The organism is Paenibacillus sp. PvR098 (assembly GCF_017833255.1).
GTDB lineage: Bacteria > Bacillota > Bacilli > Paenibacillales > NBRC-103111 > Paenibacillus_G.
Genome location: NZ_JAFIBU010000001.1, coordinates 3,347,090 through 3,366,560, shown reverse-complemented (window position 1 = coordinate 3,366,560; position 19,471 = coordinate 3,347,090). Strand labels below are relative to the sequence as shown.

18 protein-coding genes are annotated in these 19,471 nt (G+C 40.7%); all 18 read right to left on the bottom strand.

From position 1 onward, the window contains the following. Positions 1–9: 9 nt before the first annotated feature. Positions 10–387, bottom strand: a complete 378-nt coding sequence (gene fliS / locus JOE45_RS16725) for a flagellar export chaperone FliS (RefSeq protein ID WP_210023608.1) — start codon at positions 385–387, stop codon at positions 10–12. Positions 388–414: 27 nt separating this feature from the next. Continuing rightward, on the bottom strand, positions 415–1,926 hold the full coding sequence (gene fliD / locus JOE45_RS16720) for a flagellar filament capping protein FliD (RefSeq protein ID WP_210023222.1): 1,512 nt from the start codon (positions 1,924–1,926) through the stop codon (positions 415–417). A gap of 321 nt (positions 1,927–2,247) precedes the next feature. Then, positions 2,248–3,384 carry a DegT/DnrJ/EryC1/StrS family aminotransferase gene (locus JOE45_RS16715; RefSeq protein ID WP_210023223.1) on the bottom strand — a complete coding sequence of 379 codons (1,137 nt, stop codon included), beginning with the start codon at positions 3,382–3,384 and terminating at the stop codon, positions 2,248–2,250. Positions 3,385–3,388: 4 nt separating this feature from the next. Further along, positions 3,389–4,120, bottom strand: a complete 732-nt coding sequence (locus JOE45_RS16710) for a cephalosporin hydroxylase family protein (RefSeq protein WP_245247049.1) — start codon at positions 4,118–4,120, stop codon at positions 3,389–3,391. Positions 4,121–4,157: 37 nt separating this feature from the next. Continuing rightward, complete coding sequence (locus tag JOE45_RS16705; RefSeq protein WP_461479692.1) at positions 4,158–4,808, bottom strand: NeuD/PglB/VioB family sugar acetyltransferase; 651 nt, start codon at positions 4,806–4,808, stop codon at positions 4,158–4,160. Positions 4,809–4,819: 11 nt separating this feature from the next. Then, entirely contained in the window at positions 4,820–5,371 is a 552-nt protein-coding gene (gene rfbC / locus JOE45_RS16700; RefSeq protein WP_210023226.1) for a dTDP-4-dehydrorhamnose 3,5-epimerase, read from the bottom strand. Next, positions 5,372–6,604, bottom strand: a complete 1,233-nt coding sequence (locus tag JOE45_RS16695; protein WP_210023227.1) for a class I SAM-dependent methyltransferase — start codon at positions 6,602–6,604, stop codon at positions 5,372–5,374. A 13-nt stretch (positions 6,605–6,617) separates the two neighbouring features. Next, entirely contained in the window at positions 6,618–7,676 is a 1,059-nt protein-coding gene (rfbG, locus tag JOE45_RS16690; protein WP_210023609.1) for a CDP-glucose 4,6-dehydratase, read from the bottom strand. Beyond that, positions 7,673–8,443 (bottom strand): glucose-1-phosphate cytidylyltransferase, encoded by a 771-nt coding sequence (rfbF, locus tag JOE45_RS16685; protein WP_210023228.1) that lies wholly within the window; start codon positions 8,441–8,443, stop codon positions 7,673–7,675. The genes rfbG and rfbF overlap by 4 nt, the downstream gene beginning before the upstream one ends. Before the next feature lie 54 nt (positions 8,444–8,497). After that, positions 8,498–11,824 carry a glycosyltransferase gene (locus JOE45_RS16680; RefSeq protein WP_210023229.1) on the bottom strand — a complete coding sequence of 1,109 codons (3,327 nt, stop codon included), beginning with the start codon at positions 11,822–11,824 and terminating at the stop codon, positions 8,498–8,500. Between the two features lie 61 nt (positions 11,825–11,885). After that, positions 11,886–13,757: a glycosyltransferase gene (locus JOE45_RS16675; protein ID WP_210023230.1), complete on the bottom strand. Its 1,872-nt coding sequence runs from the start codon at positions 13,755–13,757 to the stop codon at positions 11,886–11,888. 191 nt (positions 13,758–13,948) lie between these two features. Further along, complete coding sequence (gene hag / locus JOE45_RS16670) at positions 13,949–14,845, bottom strand: flagellin Hag (protein ID WP_210023231.1); 897 nt, start codon at positions 14,843–14,845, stop codon at positions 13,949–13,951. 156 nt (positions 14,846–15,001) lie between these two features. Continuing rightward, positions 15,002–15,235 (bottom strand): carbon storage regulator CsrA, encoded by a 234-nt coding sequence (csrA, locus tag JOE45_RS16665; protein WP_210023232.1) that lies wholly within the window; start codon positions 15,233–15,235, stop codon positions 15,002–15,004. A 6-nt stretch (positions 15,236–15,241) separates the two neighbouring features. Further along, positions 15,242–15,697: a flagellar assembly protein FliW gene (gene fliW / locus JOE45_RS16660; RefSeq protein ID WP_210023233.1), complete on the bottom strand. Its 456-nt coding sequence runs from the start codon at positions 15,695–15,697 to the stop codon at positions 15,242–15,244. Between the two features lie 88 nt (positions 15,698–15,785). After that, positions 15,786–16,358: a DUF6470 family protein gene (locus JOE45_RS16655; RefSeq protein WP_210023234.1), complete on the bottom strand. Its 573-nt coding sequence runs from the start codon at positions 16,356–16,358 to the stop codon at positions 15,786–15,788. 17 nt (positions 16,359–16,375) lie between these two features. Then, the gene (gene flgL, locus JOE45_RS16650; protein ID WP_210023610.1) at positions 16,376–17,284 is read right to left on the bottom strand and encodes a flagellar hook-associated protein FlgL; all 909 of its coding nucleotides are present in this window, start codon (positions 17,282–17,284) and stop codon (positions 16,376–16,378) included. A gap of 41 nt (positions 17,285–17,325) precedes the next feature. Continuing rightward, the gene (flgK, locus tag JOE45_RS16645) at positions 17,326–18,933 is read right to left on the bottom strand and encodes a flagellar hook-associated protein FlgK (RefSeq protein WP_210023235.1); all 1,608 of its coding nucleotides are present in this window, start codon (positions 18,931–18,933) and stop codon (positions 17,326–17,328) included. Positions 18,934–18,966: 33 nt separating this feature from the next. After that, the gene (locus JOE45_RS16640; RefSeq protein ID WP_210023236.1) at positions 18,967–19,467 is read right to left on the bottom strand and encodes a flagellar protein FlgN; all 501 of its coding nucleotides are present in this window, start codon (positions 19,465–19,467) and stop codon (positions 18,967–18,969) included. Positions 19,468–19,471 lie beyond the last annotated feature (4 nt).

Below are 19,471 nucleotides of genomic sequence, written 5' to 3'. Positions count from 1 at the left end.
TCCCCCTTTCTATGCTTGTTGTTTGGACAGTATCATAACTTCCTTCCACGTATCACGAAACTGTACGAAAAAGCCTTCCACCTCATCAATGATGGTCCCATCTTTTTTGATGTTCGCTTCAATCATTCGACGCTTCATGTAGTCGTACATGATAAGTAACTGTTCCGAGATTGGGTAGGAACGGTCTAATGTAATAATTAATTCATTGATGATATCCTGTACCCGAAGATTGAAATGGTGAGCCTTGTCCAATTGTTTTTCTAAGATAGCTGATTTCGTCTGCTTAATAAACTTAATCGCACCATTATATAGCATAAGAGTTAGTTCCCCAGGAGTCGATGTTGTCACTTGATTATTTTGATACTTCTGAGCTACAGTATACATGATTAATCTCTCCCATTAATTTTAACTTTTTCAGAATTGTTGCGCTAACCAACCACTTTGGGATTGAGCCCTATTCATTGCTGTTTCCATTGCGCTAAAGCTTTTCCAGTAGCGGTCCTCGATATCTTGCAGACGGGATTCCCACCTACTTATGTCCGTATCAATTCTTCTTAGATCTTTACCGATCAAACTGTTATCCGCTAAATAAAGAGAGCTACCTGCTTTATCGGTGATCTTACTCATGGAGATATTAAGTTGATCATACAAGCGTTGAGCTAAACCACTCTCATTAAATTTCGTTGTAGGATCTGTCGAGGTACTCGCTTTCGTAAACAAGTCCATTACTTTCGTTCCATTTTGAGAAATGGCCTCACGTAGCTTCGTTTCATTAATATGGAGCTTTCCTCTTTCCATATAATTACCAGTTGTAATCCCAATTTCACTAAGTGCATCAAAATTAGGGTCCATACCTGCAGCTGTTACATTAGTCGAAAAAACTCTCCGCATTTCAGCCAAAGCATTAGAAAGCAAGGGATCTTGGCGCAACAAACCGCTCTTTGCTTTATCTTCCCATTGTTCAATTTGTTTTTCAGATAAAGCTTCTTTTTCCTCATCTAATAGAGGTTTATAGTCCCTGTATTTGGTTTCCCTTATTTCGGCATTAATCTTTTCAATAACCTCGTTATATTTATCAATAAAGCCTTTAATAGAGTTGAAAACTGCATCCTCATCTGGCTTTACATTTACTTTAGTAGTTCCAAGAGCCTTGATGTTGAACTCAACGCCGTCAAAATTGAATGTAGAACTAGTAACGGAATAAGCAATCCCGTTTATCTTAACGCTTCCCGCTGTAGCGTCTTTTGACAGTTGAAATCCAGCATCTGTAGCAAACGTCTCTCCCGTACTATCAATCGTACCAACAGACAAGTTAAGTTTATTACTAGCTCCAAAGGTAGTGGCAGGAGCGACGACATCAATCGAAATAGCTGCATTGGCACCAGTAGCAGTTGTTGTAAAAGTAATGGATTTGTCATCTTTGAGATAGCTAGCGGTAACTCCCGTTGTAGATGAAACAGCATTAACTTTAGATAGTACACTGCTGATTGTATCGGTAGCTGTAACATTAATGGTAGTCGTACCAATCTTAAAATCAAATGCCTCTCCAATCTCGGTAGTGTCATTCGCCAAGGTATTGACAAATTTCACAGAAGCAGCTTTCGCCGGATCGGAAAGAGCTGTTACCTCCACATTATAGGTAGACAAAGTGGGGGTCCCTTTTTGTTTAGCAGAAACGATCGCTTCACTGTCAGATGCTACAGCCTTCTTTTGAAAGGTTCCCTGCATTCTCATGTCAAAGGTTTTATTCTTTAGGTCTAGTAAGAGAGAGTTCATCTCTCTAAACTGGTCACGTCTCCACTCCTCAGTTTGCTTCCTCTGTAAAAGTTGATTTAGTGGAGCTCTCCTAACTTTCATTAAATCCGAAACGATCGTGTTTGTATCAAGCCCTGAGATTAACCCGCCTAAACGAATTGAACCTACCATAATCGTCCACCTACCTATTTCTATCTATTAAAAATCATTCTTACTTTTCACTCAGTAATAACCCATCTATCATTTTTTCTATAAGGTACTTCTCATCATATGTCTTAGGGGGTATGGTTATAAATAATACGATAAAGCCATATTCACACCATTACTAATACTATCGGATTGAATTGCGATTTTTTTTAGCGTAATGGAAGAATAAATTAAAATTTTTCTGAAAAATTCGCCTTTCCATGTGAGTACCGATTATAAAAGAAAAAATCCGGCTTTTCAGACCGGATCAGGCAACGGAGGACTGACTCCACTCATTCTAGGATTTTAACTAAATTTAAGCTTATCCTTAAGTTTTTCACAAACATACTTAACTTGAGCTCTGGATAAATTTAATGCACTTGGCAGGTTTATTCCGTATGGTGAAATAGCGTAGGCGATGTTGTTATCATCTTTGGCCTTTTGTACCGTACTTAAATCCTCATAAGCAGGCAACATACTTAAAGGATAAAAAAACGGCCGGCAATCAATATAATCTTCTGCCAATTTCTCAATCAAAGCCTCTTTTTTTATACCGCTTACTCCATCTAAGATAATGGTGATCATCCAATAGGTATTCTTCACATCGGGGTTCTCACTATTAAGCCGAATCCCCTCAACCTCAGCCAGTTCCTCGGCATACCATGAAAAGATCTCTCTTTTACGCTTCACCAGGTCTTCAACCCGTTCAAGCTGGGCCAAACCTAACGCCGCCTGCAAGCTGCTCATTTTATATTTGTATCCGACTTCCGTATTCCAAAACATTTTGTCGCCGGGCTTACGTCCATGATCCCGTAAGTAGAGGCACTTATTATAAATGTCCTCTCTATCCGTTACTAACATGCCGCCTTCACCTGTCGTCAAAGTCTTCGAGCCATGAAAACTGAATACCCCGACATCGCCTAAAGATCCCGCTTTTTTGCCTTTGTATTCACTGCCCAGCGCTTCCGCGGCATCTTCGATCACCGCAATATTGTATTTATCTGCAATCCTGCGGATTTCATCCATATCCGGCACATTCCCGTATAAATCAACAGGTATGACTGCTTTTGTTTTTTCAGTGATATTATTTTCAAAGCTTCGGGCGGACAAGCACCAGGATTTGTCGTCAATGTCCGCAAATACGGGAGTAGCCCCAACGTAACTGATCGGAGCGGCTGAAGCTATCCAAGTGATATCAGGGACAATAACCTCATCGCCTGGTCCGATACCTAATGAAAGCAGCGATAAATGGATGGCTGAAGTACATGAAGGCAATGAGATCGCATATTTGGTACCGACGTAGGAAGAAAAAGCCTCTTCAAATTTAAGATTATATGTATTTGCATTTTCATACCAGGCATTCGTCACCGCATCCGTTACATATTCAATTTCCTTATTGGTGATCCAAGGGCCGGAGACGGGAATTCTTCCGAATGGGTTCATGGGATTAATCCTCCACACATTTTAAGTATCCATCAGGTGCAACGGTAATCAGAAGTTTATTCTCCATTTCCTCATCGATGATAAACCGTTTATTGGTTTTAAGAAACTCCCAAACAGCGGTTTTCGGATTATTTCCTTTTCCCCAAGGGCGGTCCGGAAAGAAATCCTCCGGCATATCTTCCACTACCGTATCGAACACAACCAAGTAGCTTCCTTTGGTTACAAAAGGGGAGTACAATTGCATTTCAGCCAACACATGCTCATGTGTATGGTTTGAATCCAAGGATATCAGTACACGTTGTTTATTCTTGCATATTTCTTTCACCTGTTGAATAATGCTTTCGTCTGTTGACGAGCCCTCTATTAAATCAATCCGCTTATACATCGGATGTTTTTCAATTTCTATCCGGTTGTGTTCCCGAATATCAATATCGATTCCAACGACTCTTCCGTCTCCACCCATCAACTCTAACAATGAAGCATAATAAATAAGCGAGCCTCCATGAGCGACGCCGGTTTCAATAATTAAGTCCGGTTTAACTCTCCAAATAATTTCCTGCATGGCCATCATATCTTGCGGATACTGAATAATGGGACGTCCAAGCCAGCTAAAATTATAAGAGTATTTATACTTTGCCGTATAGTTGAGCCATTGAAGACTGAGATCCTTTGCTTGGGCATCTTTACCGGCTTGTTCAATAAGCTTCTTTTTTTCTTCTTCAAATTTTTCGTTCATCATTTTTCCCCCAACATGAATATTCGTATTCGTCGTCTTACTGATTAACTGGAAGTCTCTTCAGGATTCTTGCCGGATTTCCAACGACCACAGTGTAAGGAGGTACGTCCTTGGTAACCACCGCACCGGCTCCCACCACTGCTCCCTCCCCAATTTTGATTCTTGGAATAATGACAGCTCCTGTAAAAACAGTTGCATAATCGCCCACTTCAACACAACCGGCTAAATGCGCACCAGGGCTTATATGAACACCATCCCCAATGCGGCATTCATGATCGACAATCGCACCCGTATTGATAATTGAACCTTTACCGATGATGGTTTCGACACCTACCGTACTATTTACCAGTATCTGCGTGCCCTGCCCAATCACGGCATCGTCAGCTACAAACGCTTTACGGTGGACAGCCGTCAAAGCTACAAGCCCTTTTGATTCAAGGCAATCTTGCAGCCCTACTCTTGCCCTTCCGTTACTGCCTCCGATGGCAACCAAAAAACCAACGGGTTGATCCGGGTCCCTTTTATGATTCCATTCTTCAAAACCTTCTTGTCCGTAAAATAGGGGAACACCCGGGATCGGAGCGGTTAGCTTATTATTATTGTCGAATAATGCAACCAAACGGTGCCCATAGCTTTTCATGCATTCGTTCAGCACTTTTGCATGGCCCGTAGCACCCCAGAAAATCATGTCCTTCATTTTTATTCATCCGTTTCCTTCATCTGATATTCAAAGAGATCATACATTTGATCTTTTGGAGATATGATCTTCCGATCCATCGGCCATTCAATACCAAATGCAGGATCGTCCCAACGAACACCCTGTGCGCTTTCAGGGCGATAGTATTCACTCATCTGATAGAAAACCTCTGTATGATCAACCAACGTTTGAAAACCGTGGGCAAAGCCCTCAGGAATGTAAAGCATCTTGTGGTTGTCCTGCGTTAATTCGACTTTGATCCACCTTTTAAAGGTTTTGGAATCCGGACGTAAATCGATAATGACGTCACAGATCGCTCCTCTAATACATCGTACGAGTTTGGCCTCTTCATAAGGAGCAGCTTGAAAATGCATGCCTCTCAAGGTGCCTTTTTTGTTGTTGTAGGATAAATTGCACTGAACTAAATTAGGGTTTAAACCGCTGCTCTCAAATTCCTTTCGACACCATGTTCGGGCAAAAAAGCCTCTCTCATCTTCCAGCGGCTGAAGACCGATGATATAGGCCCCTGCTAATTCGGTTTCGGTAAAGATCATTTAAATCACCATTAGTTTTGGAATAGGTAAAATAAACTTACATCCCCATTCTCGTACGTATGCCAATTGTTCCATAATCTCATCTTTTAAATTCCAAGGTAAGATCAAGATGAAATCAGGCTTCGTTTCCTTTAGCTGATCTGGAGAAAAGATCGGAATACGGGTTCCAGGGAGATACATGCCCTGTTTTGCGGGATTACGGTCAACGGTGTAATCAATGAAATCGTTTCGAACTCCACAGTAATTCAGCAATGTGTTGCCTTTTGCCGGAGCGCCGTATCCTACAATGGTTTTGCCGTCCTTCTTCACCTGAATCAAAAACTCTACTAAAGCTCGTTTGGTGGCTTTAACCTGTTCCGAAAACTTAAAATAAGCTTCTACTTTATTCAGTCCTGCATGAACTTCTTTTTCGATGATATGGTTAACCGAATCCATAACTTCCCTCGAAGCATCTTCACTGTGTTTTGCATAAATTCGAAGGGAACCGCCATGCGTTGCAATTTCATCAACCTTAAATATTTCAAGGCCAAGAGAACTAAAAACTTTCTGCGCCGTTAACAACGAAAAGTAAGAAAAATGCTCATGATAGATGGTGTCAAACTGATTTTCCTCCATAAGCCTTAGCAAATGAGGAAATTCCATCGTAATAACTCCTTGCGGCTTCAGAACCATTTTTAAACCCGCCACAAAGTCACGAAGGTTGGGTACATGAGCTAACACATTATTGCCGATAATTAAATCAGCCGTCATATGTTTCCCTTTTAATTTTTGAGCGGTGCCGGTATTAAAAAAAGAAACTAAAGTATCAATCCCTTTTTCTTGTGCATTTTTAGCTACATTGTCTGCAGGTTCAATACCAAGAACCGGAATATTCTTTTGTTTAAAATATTGCAGCAAATAGCCGTCATTACTTGCGATCTCCATGACGAACGACTTATCCGTCAGGCCTAATTCAGGCACAATCATATCTACATAATGTTCGCAATGCTTCAACCAACTATCCGAATAAGAGCTAAAATAGGCATAATCATTGAAAATGTGTTCCGGCGATTGAAATTCCTCTAATTGAACCAATAAACAATTCTCACAAACATAAGCATGTAAAGGAAACGTGATCTCTGCCGTTTTTAATTGCTGAGGCGAGACATACGAATTCGATAATGGAGACATTCCCAAATCAACAAAGGTATGTGTTAAATCATGATTACAAAAGCGGCACGGTTGATTTGCCATATAACCCACCTTCTTATAACTGCATGTATTTTTCAATTTGATCTAATGTATATCGACGTATATCTGTCCGGTTAAAATAGTTTTTGTACCATGCAGCCGTCCAGTCTACCGTTTCCTTCACATTAAGCTTCGGATGCCAATTCAATTTATAACTTGCTTTTGAACAATCCAATTTTAAAAAATGCGCCTCATGGAACTGAGAGGGAACATCCGAAATATAATTTAATTTTTCTCCCCACGCTTCTTCAAATAAAGAAAGAAGCGTACCTACAGAAACGATTCCGTCCTCTTTAGGTCCAAAATTCCAGGCTTCGGTGTAGTCATTATGGCCGGCATATAATTTTTGAGCCAACAAAAGGTATCCATGAAGGGGCTCCAACACATGCTGCCAAGGACGAATGGCCGATAAATTCCTTATTGCAATCGACTTTTGGGACTCAATGGCTCGAACAATATCAGGAATCAACCGATCGGCCGACCAATCCCCGCCGCCTATTACATTTCCTGCTCGAACCGAAGCTAATTTAACCGGGCTCTGATCTTTAAAAAATGAATTTCGGTACGAGCTTGTAACGAGCTCCGCACAACCTTTGCTCGCACTGTAAGGGTCATATCCCCCCATGGGATCATTCTCACGATAACCCCAATAGGGCGATTCTCGATTTTCATAACATTTATCACTTGTTACATTCACAACGGCTCTTACACACTTGGATTGTCGAGACGCTTCAAAAATATTTACTGTTCCCATCACATTCGTTGAGAACGTATCTGTCGGATTCGTGTATGATTTTTTCACTAAAGATTGGGCAGCCAGATGGAAAATGATTTCAGGTTCATGAGAGTCTACAGTATTCTTTAGACTTTCCAAGTCTAAAATATCCCCGGTAATCGATGTAATGCCGGCATCCGCATGAGCTAATTCAAATAAATTAGGAGAAGTGGTTGGATTCAAGGAAAATCCAATCACTTCCGCCCCCAATTGTGTCAGCCATAAGGTCAACCAACTTCCCTTGAATCCAGTGTGACCCGTTATTAAAACCTTCTTACCTTCCCAAAAAGATCTGTTCAGCTCCAAACCTTCCACTCCGCTCTATTTTGCATCCATAATTCATCAAGTTTTACTTTATCCCGTAATGTATCCATGGGCTGCCAGAAACCTTTATGACGAAAAGTCGCCAATTGTCCTTCCAGAGCTAAACTTTCCAAGGGTTCTGTTTCCCACGTGGTTTCATCCCCGTTGATGTAATCGAATACTGAAGGCTCTAATACAAAAAATCCGCCGTTAATCCAATTCCCGTCACCACTTGGCTTTTCATGAAAACTAATGACTTTATCTTGCTTTACATCTATGGCTCCATACCTTCCAGGCGGTTGAACCGATGTCACCGTTGCTTTAACATCCATTTTTTTGTGAAAATCAATTAAATCGCTAATATTCACGTTACTAACCCCGTCGCCATACGTAAAACAGAAGGTGCTATTTCCCACATACTCTTGCACCCTTTTCAAACGACCGCCTGTCATGGTGTGTTCCCCTGTATCCACAAGCGTTACTCTCCAAGGCTCGGCAGAACGATAATGAACCTCCATCTGATTATTACCGATATCAAATGTTACATCCGACGTATGAAGGAAATAATTTGCAAAGTACTCTTTAATAATGTAACCCTTATATCCTAAACAAATCACGAAATCATTGATCCCATAATGAGAGTAGAGTTTCAGGATATGCCACAGTATGGGCTTCCCCCCGATTTCAACCATCGGCTTGGGTTTTAAATGGGTTTCTTCACTTATTCTTGTCCCATAGCCTCCTGCTAAAATGACGGCTTTCAATGAACTCACTTCCTTTGCTCTCGGAAACTAACGCGCGATACGTTCTTCTTAGTTTTACCACCCAGTAATTTTTCTGAACAATTCTGCAGCACCATACACGTCCGTGATACCAAATTCACTTGCATCCAAATTTAATGCCCCGTTAGCCGAAAAGCCCTTTTTATACTTAAAAGCAGGTTTGCCCGCTTTACCAAAATCCGACCGGTTCATATAGTTTTCTAAAAACCACTTTTTAAGGCCAGGCTCATCATCTAGCGACATATATATATTTTGTAAATAGTCGTTGAAGCTTTCGTCTGTTCTGTTTAGATTTTCAGCGCAATATTGAGCTAGCCTTTTTCTATCCAGGTTCAATTCAACATGATTGGGGAATAATTCATTCTTAGCTGTAATGAAAGATTCTGCTACAGCTACGGCTACATCAGGCACATCGGGAAGAATATGAAAACGATTGACCCCGACACCTTTATTCAATTTAATAAAATCCTGCTTTATTTTTTCAGATTCCTTATCTTTGCCATAAGAATGTGCTATTCCATTACTATTACCGGACGATCCGCCTATACTCATCGGCAGGTCGATGGAGACAAATTTTTGTTCAATAAATGCTAATGCAAAACCAGAGTACACATCCGGACTTATTCCCTTAAAAACGGAGCCTGTTTCTTCTTGGAGCAGCGTGATCAAGTCTCGGTGTACGACCGAGTTCATATACAGCATCGGCAATGAGTTATAAGGGACTTCTAATTGAATTACGCTTTTGATCAAGCTCTCACTCTCAATAATCCCATGGTTTATATTGCCCAAGGTGGTCTTTGGTATTTGAAAATAGTTTTCATATCCCTTGATCTTCACATCAGGCCATCCATAAGGAACCAAGTTCCAGCGAAGCAGCTTGGTTTGCAATGAATACAAAATACGATCCAAGGTGCTTAAAGCATGTAATAATAACCCGTCATCCGACCCTAAAACGATAATGTATTCTCCTTTTGCCTTAGAAACTGCAAAATTGAAGTTATCGGTCATCGCGAGCTCTCGTTCAGGCTTAAAATATTTAATTCGTTTATCAGCAATTTTGTCGATTAGCTCTTTGGTGTTGTCATTATTGCTGTTATCACTAACAACAATCTCAAAATGATCAAATTGTTGATGAAGACAGGTGTCGAGTGTAAATTTAAGGGTGTTTTGGTTGTTTCTTGTCGGGATGACAATGCTAAACCTAGGTTGATTATCGTTAGCCTTCATCGCAACCCCCAGGTTTTGACTCGCTTTGTCGCCCATATATTTTTCCATCAAATCAGCCCATTTTTGTTTAAAAATCTGGCTATCCATGAGCTTTCCATTGTGGATCAGGATATCAGATACATTTTTATTCAATAAAGGACTGCCGCTTAAAAAAGAGCTGCTTAACATCTCCTGATACATCAAGAAAGCTTTATCGTAGTTTCCAACTTCGAAACAGTAATGGGCAAGCTCGTATTTAAATAAATCAGCATCTTCCAGTTTATCAACTTGTTCCTGTATATCAGGATATCTTTTTGCCAGATGAAGCAGCCTGATACCAAGGTTTTGGTGTAAATGATGTTCCAACAAAAACAGCAATTCCGCTTTATAGGTAGGGTCTGCGTTTCCGTCTTCGGCAATCATATTAGCACATTCCAACCATTGATCCGTAAGAAACGATGCATAAGCATAATTGGTTAATGTAAAAGGTGTTTTTAACTCCATATATGCTTCTTTGGCAAGCTGGTAGAACATATTCGTATCTGACTTTGCAAACGTAAGTGAGTATAAAGATTTAATGATAGGATTACTTTGTGCTGCCGATATTTTATTCAAACCCGCTTGCAAGTTTTTAATCGTTTCCGTCTTAATATATGGTTTTGTTTTCCCATCCAATATATTTAACAATTGTTTTACACGAGCATCCCATGTATTCTCCCTGACAAGTTCTCGGAATGCCTCTCTGTCCGTTTTTTGTTTCACTGCCTCGTTTAAAGATCTATTAAATTCCTTTAACCCAGCGCATACTTTTATATCATCTTTCGCTAAGGCGATTTCAGGCAGTTGGGTGGAAACGACGGGCAAACCGTTCATTACATATTTATACAGGGTTGTAGAATCGTATTTTAAAATCATGTCATTATCAATTTTCAAAGGTATGATTCCAACATCCATATTCTTGAGATAACCTTCAATGAGCTGATGTTCTGTATTTAGAACATATAGATTGTCTTCTTTCATAGATAGAACGTTATCTTTATCATCACCTATAACTACGAATGACTTGTCCCTATTTTGTCTTACTAGGTTGTAAAATAGCTCCGCATCAAACAATAGATCCATTTCCCCCAGGTAACATACTCTGGGACCGGGAATGCCCGTCAACTCTTTCCTTATCTTATCATGAACATCTTTTCCGAGGTCCTCATAACGGACAGCATTTTTTAGAAGATAAACATTGTACCTATCTAAGGATTTTGATAAATAAAGAGAAGCACTGGTTGTGGTTATGATATCCGCTCTTTTGAGAAGTGACATCTCATGCTCTCTATCACTTTTGCCGTTCGGATCATTTTCTTGAACGCTGACCTCATCAACACAATCATACACAACTTTAAAATTTCCATTCAATTGATGAATCATGTTTACTTGAGACGGGAGATAACAGATAACAACTACCTCTTCAGCTGCGGAGTCAATCAAGCCTTGTACGATTTCTTTATAGTTATCTACTATTAAATTGTCCTCGTAATAGACCGATGACGGTGCATGAACATGAACAAGCCCCGCTTCTTTAGCATTGCTTTCACTGAACTGCATCGCCTCGTTAAGCGTCACGTTTGAATCCTGAGCACTAGCCTTCGTAGGCGGCTGAACATACTCAACAGCGTAGCCGAGCTTCGTCAAAGACTCGGAGATGTACTGAGGCCGTTGGAGCATACCCCAAGGACATGAAGAGAGAATAATGAATTTCCTCTCCGCGGCGTTTTCAGTCATTTTCAATTTTAATATCGTATTTAATATTTCATTTTTTTGGTGAGAGTCTTCTGTTGCTTTCATTACTCTCGAATAAAAGTTAATAGCGGGCTGAATTTCTCCCTGTATTTCAAATAGATACGCCAAGTTAAACAAGAGATCTTTGTTTTTGTTATCTATTTCGACTCCGCGCCAAAGTAACTGTTCAGCTTCTTCGAGTTGATTTTTTATCATAAAGATAATGGCTTTCATATTAACAATGTCAATATCATTCATTTCTATTTTTTCATATTCCTTAATTAAGGAGCATGCTTCTTCTATATTCCCGTTATTGATCAAAACTTGTATGTTATCTTTAAAAAGTTGTTTTTGTTGTTCTAGTTCTTCTTTTGGATTCGACATCCAGCTATTCAACTCCACTTATCTAATTATCAGAGGGTAGCCATAAAAATTGATGCTAATTTTAAACCCAATTACATAACGGAAATAAAGCTTCGATTTGTTGCCTAATCTTGTTCATTCCCTCCTTATCATTCATCTTTTCATAAAGATTATATAAACGTTCATAGGTCGGATAATCTTTTTTAAAATTCAATAAACGATTATAGAGTACTAGCGCATCTTGATCGTTATTATTTCGCAAACAAATGTCACCTAATAATTCAATCGTTTTTATGTGAGTCGGATGGCGGTCCATATTAGCTAACAGAAAATCAACCGAGACGTCATTATATCCATAGTCATAAAGGGTCTTACTTAATTCAAATACTATATTGGCCGAACCCTTCAATAAAAGCTTAGAGATATACTCAAAATGATCAAATTCTTGAAGGACAATAAGATGAGTTGAAAGCTTTAATAAGATTTTTTCTATTTCTTCGCTTATCTTTTCCTCTACATTATCCTTTATCACGATCTTGTTAAGAACTTTCCAATCTTTATTAGATAAATTCAATAAAGATTTCCTAACTGAAAGCAATTCCTTGTCTCCCAAAACGAAAGAAAGTAACACGATGTCCGTCACATTTTCATCTTCTATTTGGGACAGGGAGTACCATTCTTCGCGAGCGTCCTCATAAGATTTCGCATATTGCTTAGCAACCGCCAGAACATGGCTTTCCACATTAAGTTTATAATCTAAAATATAGCGGTATAATAGCGGATGACGAAGGTTATATAGAACCTCTAGAAGACTTGTCAGCTCGTCCACACTAACTATGTTATACAAGCTCTTAAGGTTTGAATAAACATCTTCCATAGGTATATTTGTTTGCAACATGATATTTAAATATTTTACGATGTTAGGCACAAACGTTTTTTTCTGTTTCAAAACCTTCGTTACTTCGTTAAAACTCTTTAATAAATCCCCCTGTTTTTCATATAATTCTGCAAGCATTAGTTGAGCCCGGTAACCACCAGAACCCTCTGTTACCAAAACGCCTTTATCGCCAATTTCTAAACATTTTTTAAGTGAAATTTCAGCATCTTTTAAATATCCCCATTCGTAGAAAATTCTTGCCTGTGTATAACGCAAATCTGCATCCAGCGGCAATAACTCTACAGCATCTTTTAATATTTGAAGCCCTTCTTCATGCCTTTGAAGTTCAAGTAAGCAAAGACTCATCTTAGCTAAAAGCTCGCCTAAATAGATTCTGTCTCTGCTTAGAGGATAGGCCCTGGTAAAATAAGGAAGGGCTTCTGCATAATTATCCTTTGCTATGTACGCTTTGCCCATGTTATACAAATTATACCCGGTGGGGTTTTCTTCGACCTCTTTTAACATTAGCGGCAGATTTCGATCTGCTTTATTCTTTTCAATCATGATATCATTGGAATACCCTACGTGGTGTATGATTGAGTTCGCTTCCCCTGATGTAAACTCATTAACCTCATCATGTATATTTAATTGCTCATGCAACCGGTTCTGGTAATAGAAGTTTTTGTTATTTTTAAATAACCGGACAGCGGTATGAGTAAATGCTCCCCCAGTTGATATAGAATTTTTGATCTTCATCAAATAATAATCTTTTCCTGACTCCATATCCTTTTGGATATCGGCTCCTGGCTCGATATACTCATCAGCATCCAAATGCAAAATATAATCGGAAGAGGCCTGCTTGATTGAATAATTTCGTGCTGCCGCAAAACTATCTACCCATTCAAAATGATATATTTTAGCGTTATATTCCTTTGCAATTTCCAAAGTACCATCACTCGAGCCCGTATCGACAATGATTATTTCATCTACAATCTCTTTTACACTTTCCAGACATTTATTCAGATGTTTTTCCTCATTTTTTACTATCATGCAAAGTGATATAGATTGTTTGTTCATCGATTACCTTACCTCTCATTAAATGTCTATCCTGATTACAAGGCTTATATAATCTAATATATCGGATGATATGGATAGTATTGTGAGCATTTTGGAAACATCTGGTTTAATGTTGACCAAGTTTCCGAATTCACTAAATTCCAATAAAAAAAACCTTAGGCTTAAGCCTAAGGTTTTTTACGAAAGTACGATTAACGAAGAAGTTGAAGTACGCCTTGAGGTTGCTGATTAGCTTGAGCAAGCATAGCTTGAGCAGCTTGAGCAAGAATGTTATTCTTCGTTTGATCCATCATTTCTTTCGCCATGTCTACATCACGAATACGGGATTCAGCTGCAGTCAAGTTCTCGGAAGTAGTACCCAAGTTGTTGATGGTGTGGTCCAAACGGTTTTGATATGCACCAAGTTTGGAACGCTCAGCGGAAACACTTTCAATCGCAGTGTTGATTGCCGTAATTGCTGTGTCTGCTTCTGCTTGAGTTGCAATGCTAATACCATCAACTGTGTTAGCTGCAGTTGCACCTGCTGCTGCTGTGTTAGCAGTAGTCGCGCCAGCTACGCCAAGGGTTGTAGCATCCATTGCAGTGATCGTCAGTGTAATGTTTTGACCTTCATTCGCACCAATGTGGAAAGTCAAGTCAGATGCAGCAGTTACACCGGAACCAGTACTAGCGGAACCATCCAACAATTTCTTCGTGTTGAACTCAGTTGTGTTAGCAATACGAGTAATTTCCTTCGCAAGCTCATTAACCTCGTTTTGCAATTGACCACGGTCAGAAGTTGTGTTGGTATCGTTAGAAGACTGAACAGCCAGTTCACGCATACGCTGCAGGATGCTGTGTGTTTCGTTCAAAGCACCTTCAGCTGTTTGAATCAAAGAGATACCGTCTTGAGCGTTCTTGGAAGCCATGTCTAAACCACGGATCTGGCCGCGCATTTTCTCGGAGATTGCCAAACCTGCAGCATCATCGCCAGCACGGTTGATACGAAGACCGGAAGACAACTTCTCAATGTTTTTTGCAGTGTTTGCAGAGTTTGCAGTCAAAGAACGGTGAGTGTTCAAAGCAGAAATGTTATGATTAATTCTCATGATATATACTTCCTCCCTGAAGTTGGTCGAATCCACATCCATGTGGATTTAGTTTAGAGATGAGAGACCTTTTAGGTCGGCCGCCCTTGGCCTCTCAACTCGTTACTACATATATCGTCTGATGGTACGCGAAAGTTTATAGCATTTTTAAAAAAATTATTCTTCCTTTTTCTTCAATAGATTTTTAAACTGTTCCGGCTTCAATTCGCTTTTCGAGGCTTCTTCATTTGACTCTTTTAGTAGATCGTACAGCTCTTTACGAAAGATGGGCATATGCTTCGGTGCTTTAATCCCTAGACGGACCACATCTTTCTCGACACTTACCACGACGAGCTCAATTTGGTCGCCAATAATGATAGATTCTCCGAGCTTTCTGGACAAGACCAGCATATGCAATCACCCCTTTTCCTTTTCCGTTTGATGCACTAAATCCGAAATCAAATGTCTAGTATGATATTGAGATTGATGCAGAACCATTTGCTTTCCCGTTCGATGGTTTGAATTGATAATGATAGGCGCCAGTAAATTAACTGTGGCTTTCTCCAAAGATTGTTGAATTGTAACTACACACCATACTTCTACATCTTTTTCACTCTCGATCCCAAGCTCTGTTTGCGTCTCTTCATCGATATGAAATTCATACGGTTTGTACATGGAGAAAGGATCGACGACAACAAAATGAATTCTTTCGTCATCCGCAGACTGCAAGTAGGCAAAAGGTAATTCAGGATCAACCGGCAGGATGACAAATCTCCGGTCCTCTTCAAACCCCGGTATGCCTTCGTTAAACGCGATTAACTGTTCCTCGGATATTTCAATCTCGCCTAAACTCGCTGTATTCAACACGATCATGTTAAAACAACTCCAATCTCAAAAATAACGTTACATATAAAAATCAAAGCTATAGACTGTACTGATCTATAGCTCCATTGTTTGTATATTATATTTTAATATTCATCTGAGGTGGTATAATTTCAACCTGGGCATACTGAGACACATAGATATCAAGCTTTCCCGGATAATACTGGACTTCAGGACGATTCGACTGTACGTGTATATCCACTCGGCCTTCTTCAACTTGAATATCGAATTTACCCGGCTCGAAACGTATATCAATATTGTCGAAAGAAGCATCGCCCACATACATATACTCAAAGAAGTCCAGGTCTTGAGTACTTTGCAAAGCAAGGGCGACGATCGCGTCTTCTCCCGTGTGAATCATAGCCATCCGGTTTCCGTCTTCTACCTTCTTAGCTATTCCTTGCAACACGATTTCTTTACATTTCGAGTATATCCGGTTCATGACTTCCAAATGAGGACCGTTTCCAAGTGCATCTTGGACCCGCCTGTTATCAATGTAAAGCTTCCCTTGCTCTGCATCGATATGAAGCTTTGGGTGAATAGCTTGCATTTCGATCGTAGCTTTGGGTTGTTTTATGACCAGCTGTCCAGGATCGGCATCTATACCCAATCGGGCGTTTTGCTGTCTAATCTGAATCTGGGGAATCTGCATTTGGCTACCCTCTTATGTTATCTCAAAAAATCAATAAGGCTTGGCCTGATTATCTTAGCTCCGACTGAGAGTGAGGATTGATATACACTCTCATCGGTTTTCAAGTTGGTAATCACCTCGGCCACATCCGCATCTTCTGTTTTTGACTTCAGCGTTTGAAGATTCACGTTGATATCAGCCAGACGGGATTGTGCCAACTCCATTCGATTCATCCTAGCACCTACATCCGCTCTAGCTTCGAGGAATTTATCATTACATTGATCCAGTCTGCCTATCGTATTGTTTATTTCTAACGTATTGCCACTTGCTAAAGCTGCAGAAAGATCTTGCATAACTTTAAAAATATTATCATTGGCACCCGGATTGTTAAGGTCAACCGCTTCCCCGAATACTTTATTCCCCGTTTTATTGGCCGCTATTCGGACACCGACTCCGATCTCAAATACGATGTCTCCGGTATCTACCTTGTCCGTCGCGGCTGTGGCTTCTGAATAAGGCGGATTATCCGTGAGCTGCCCATTGAATACATATCGCCCATTGAATTGGCTATTTCCAATGCTAACCATTTGCTTATATATCTGATCGACTTCACTTCTCATGGCATCAAGCGCCTGCTGCGGATTCGTACCATTGGCTCCTTGAACCGCCACCTCACGAACCCGCTGGATGACGTCGTTAGCTTGACCCATCATGGTATCTGTAAAATCTAGCAAAGAGGTCGCTGTATCCAGATTACTTTCGTACTGATCATTCGCGGAGAGTTCGCTTCTGTAACGCAAAGCGAAGCTCATACCGACCGGATCGTCCGAGGGCTTATTAATACGGCGCCCGGTCGATAATTGATTTTGGTGGTCATTGATTCGATTAAGGTTCGTATTCATATTGCGAAGGAATTGATTGTTCAGCATTCCCTGCGTAACCCGCATGCTCATTGTTTTCACCTCGAATTATTTGAAGCCCTTAGATGCTATCGCCCAACTACACCCATACCATTGATTACTTTATCCAGCATTTCATCGAAGGTGGTTAATGAGCGCGCCGCTGCATTATAGGCATGTTGGAATTTAATCATATTGACCATTTCTTCATCAAGCGACACACCACTCACGGCTTGTCTTCTGGAGTCCACTTGATCAACCAAAATCTGTTGATTGGTCGCTTGACGTGCAGCCTCTTGGCTCTGCACACCCAACTCTCCAACCATAGAACGGAAAAATTCATCAAAGGTACCATCCGTCAGAATGGGTCTGCCTGTGGGCGAAGGTTCAAAGCTAACCCTCTTCCCTCGGATACCAGCCAGCAGTAAAGCCATGTCATTGTTACCTTTTACTACTTTCTCTGTTCCATCGGTATCCATGTAAGTTCTCAAAGAGGAAGAAATATTAGATACATCATTCAATACTGTTGCATTAACCGTGACGTTCTCCGCACTGAATTCTGTAGTCCCAGGCTTTAAAGAGAAGAAGGGAATGCCCGATGTCAAAGGACTACTTCCGGAATATCCAAGTTCATGCAAACCGTTAAACCCTTTCACGATAACCGGAAGGTCTTCAGTCAAAGTACGTTCTGCTATCGTTGTTCCAAAAGTTCTAGGTTGGGTCGTGCCATCAGGATTAACGACAGTCAACGTTGTTCCTGCCGGAATCACTGCATCCTTGGGCAGCGTGACTTGGACGTCGCCTTGCACCAATACCTTCAGCATGGAATCCAACTGAAACTGATAATTGGCCACATTATAGTCTCGGGATTGGAGCATCCCGTATACTTCGCCGCTGTTCAGATTGCCGGTAGCGACATGCGCTTCTAGCGACTCCCTCGTAAAAACAGTCGCTACCTGCCTCCCTGCAACCAATTGAACATTCCCCATCTGAATATTGTAACCATTCGCTTCTTCTGTGTACGAAATGTTAATAATGCTAGACAAATTATCTACAAGTAAATCGCGCTGGTCACGTAAATCATTGGCGCTATTACCAAGTCCTTCGATTCGGTATATTTCTTCATTCAGCTTTGCAACCTGCGAAAGTATAGTATTTACTTCATTGGTTTTGATGCTCACGCTCTCCGTCAAATCACCAGAAAGTTCTTTCAATTGTCGAGCCGTATGGTTAAATGCATCCGTCATTGCCAGTGCTCGCTCTTTAACTAGAACCCGCGCCGTAGTGTTTTCAGGTGATTTACTAAGCTCCTGCCATGCATTCCAAAAACCTTCAATGGTCTGTCTGATTCCCGTATCTGACGGTTCGTTAATGATAGCCTCAAGCTTATCCAATGTGTCCTTCCTAATCGACCATTCGCCCAGTGCTTTGTTCTCATTATGAAATTGGTTATCTAAAAATCCTTCTCGAACCCGCTTGATCTGATCGAACTCTACACCCTGCCCCATTTGCCCCGGCACATTACTGCGCATAAGCCCGGGGTACTCGATCGGCCTCGAAGCGACCATATTCACAACCTGACGGGAATATCCCTTGGTATTCGCATTCGCAATATTATGCCCGGTTGTCGTTAAAGCTGCTTGCTGTGTAAACAAGCTTCGCTTGGCTATTTCAATCCCGCCAAATGTAGAACGCATTCCCTTATGCCCCCTTTCCGATCACTCACTCTGTCATGCTCTTGTATCAAAAAGCCCTTGGCGTTTCGTACCGTACGTTTGCTGCTGTGGATTGGTGTAAACTACATCATCCTCAGGTGCCCCAACAATAAGGTCCAGGGAATAATTAACAAACGCCAGTGAATGTTCCAGCAACTGCTGATTCAACTGATTCCTCTCCCGCAGCTTGCGAATCATTGCCATGAGTCGCTTCTGTTCATCCATTAACATTTTTTTCTCATCTATGTTAAAAATTATCTTCGTCAAGTCGCTGACGGTCACTCGGGGGTTCGGTTTATACCCTTTCTCCATCAAAAAGGCCCCGGTCGCTTCCACCCGCTGCTGATCCAATTCCCCGATCCGCTTCAGCAGCTTGTTTTCTTTGTTCACAATTTGCGTTAATTGCTCCACTTCATTATGGATAAGCACATGCTTCTTCCGCTCTGCCAAATCCAATAAGGTGTTATGAACATCATTCAGCTCTGCCATTGTTTGTAGCAAGGCTTCCAAAGACATGGCT

Excerpts from the sequence above, each read along its gene's own strand:
- csrA (WP_210023232.1), bottom strand. The coding sequence starts at position 15,235 with ATGCTGGTCTTGTCCAGAAAGCTCGGAGAATCTATCATTATTGGCGAC.
- flgL (WP_210023610.1), bottom strand. The coding sequence starts at position 17,284 with ATGCGGGTTACGCAGGGAATGCTGAACAATCAATTCCTTCGCAATATG.
- fliD (WP_210023222.1), bottom strand. The coding sequence starts at position 1,926 with ATGGTAGGTTCAATTCGTTTAGGCGGGTTAATCTCAGGGCTTGATACA.
- JOE45_RS16675 (WP_210023230.1), bottom strand. The coding sequence starts at position 13,757 with ATGAACAAACAATCTATATCACTTTGCATGATAGTAAAAAATGAGGAA.
- fliW (WP_210023233.1), bottom strand. The coding sequence starts at position 15,697 with ATGATCGTGTTGAATACAGCGAGTTTAGGCGAGATTGAAATATCCGAG.
- JOE45_RS16640 (WP_210023236.1), bottom strand. The coding sequence starts at position 19,467 with ATGTCTTTGGAAGCCTTGCTACAAACAATGGCAGAGCTGAATGATGTT.
- JOE45_RS16705 (WP_461479692.1), bottom strand. The coding sequence starts at position 4,808 with ATGATTTTCTGGGGTGCTACGGGCCATGCAAAAGTGCTGAACGAATGC.
- JOE45_RS16710 (WP_245247049.1), bottom strand. The coding sequence starts at position 4,120 with ATGAACGAAAAATTTGAAGAAGAAAAAAAGAAGCTTATTGAACAAGCC.
- JOE45_RS16695 (WP_210023227.1), bottom strand. The coding sequence starts at position 6,604 with ATGGCAAATCAACCGTGCCGCTTTTGTAATCATGATTTAACACATACC.
- rfbC (WP_210023226.1), bottom strand. The coding sequence starts at position 5,371 with ATGATCTTTACCGAAACCGAATTAGCAGGGGCCTATATCATCGGTCTT.
- JOE45_RS16715 (WP_210023223.1), bottom strand. The coding sequence starts at position 3,384 with ATGAACCCATTCGGAAGAATTCCCGTCTCCGGCCCTTGGATCACCAAT.
- JOE45_RS16655 (WP_210023234.1), bottom strand. The coding sequence starts at position 16,358 with ATGCAGATTCCCCAGATTCAGATTAGACAGCAAAACGCCCGATTGGGT.
- flgK (WP_210023235.1), bottom strand. The coding sequence starts at position 18,933 with ATGCGTTCTACATTTGGCGGGATTGAAATAGCCAAGCGAAGCTTGTTT.
- JOE45_RS16680 (WP_210023229.1), bottom strand. The coding sequence starts at position 11,824 with ATGTCGAATCCAAAAGAAGAACTAGAACAACAAAAACAACTTTTTAAA.
- hag (WP_210023231.1), bottom strand. The coding sequence starts at position 14,845 with ATGAGAATTAATCATAACATTTCTGCTTTGAACACTCACCGTTCTTTG.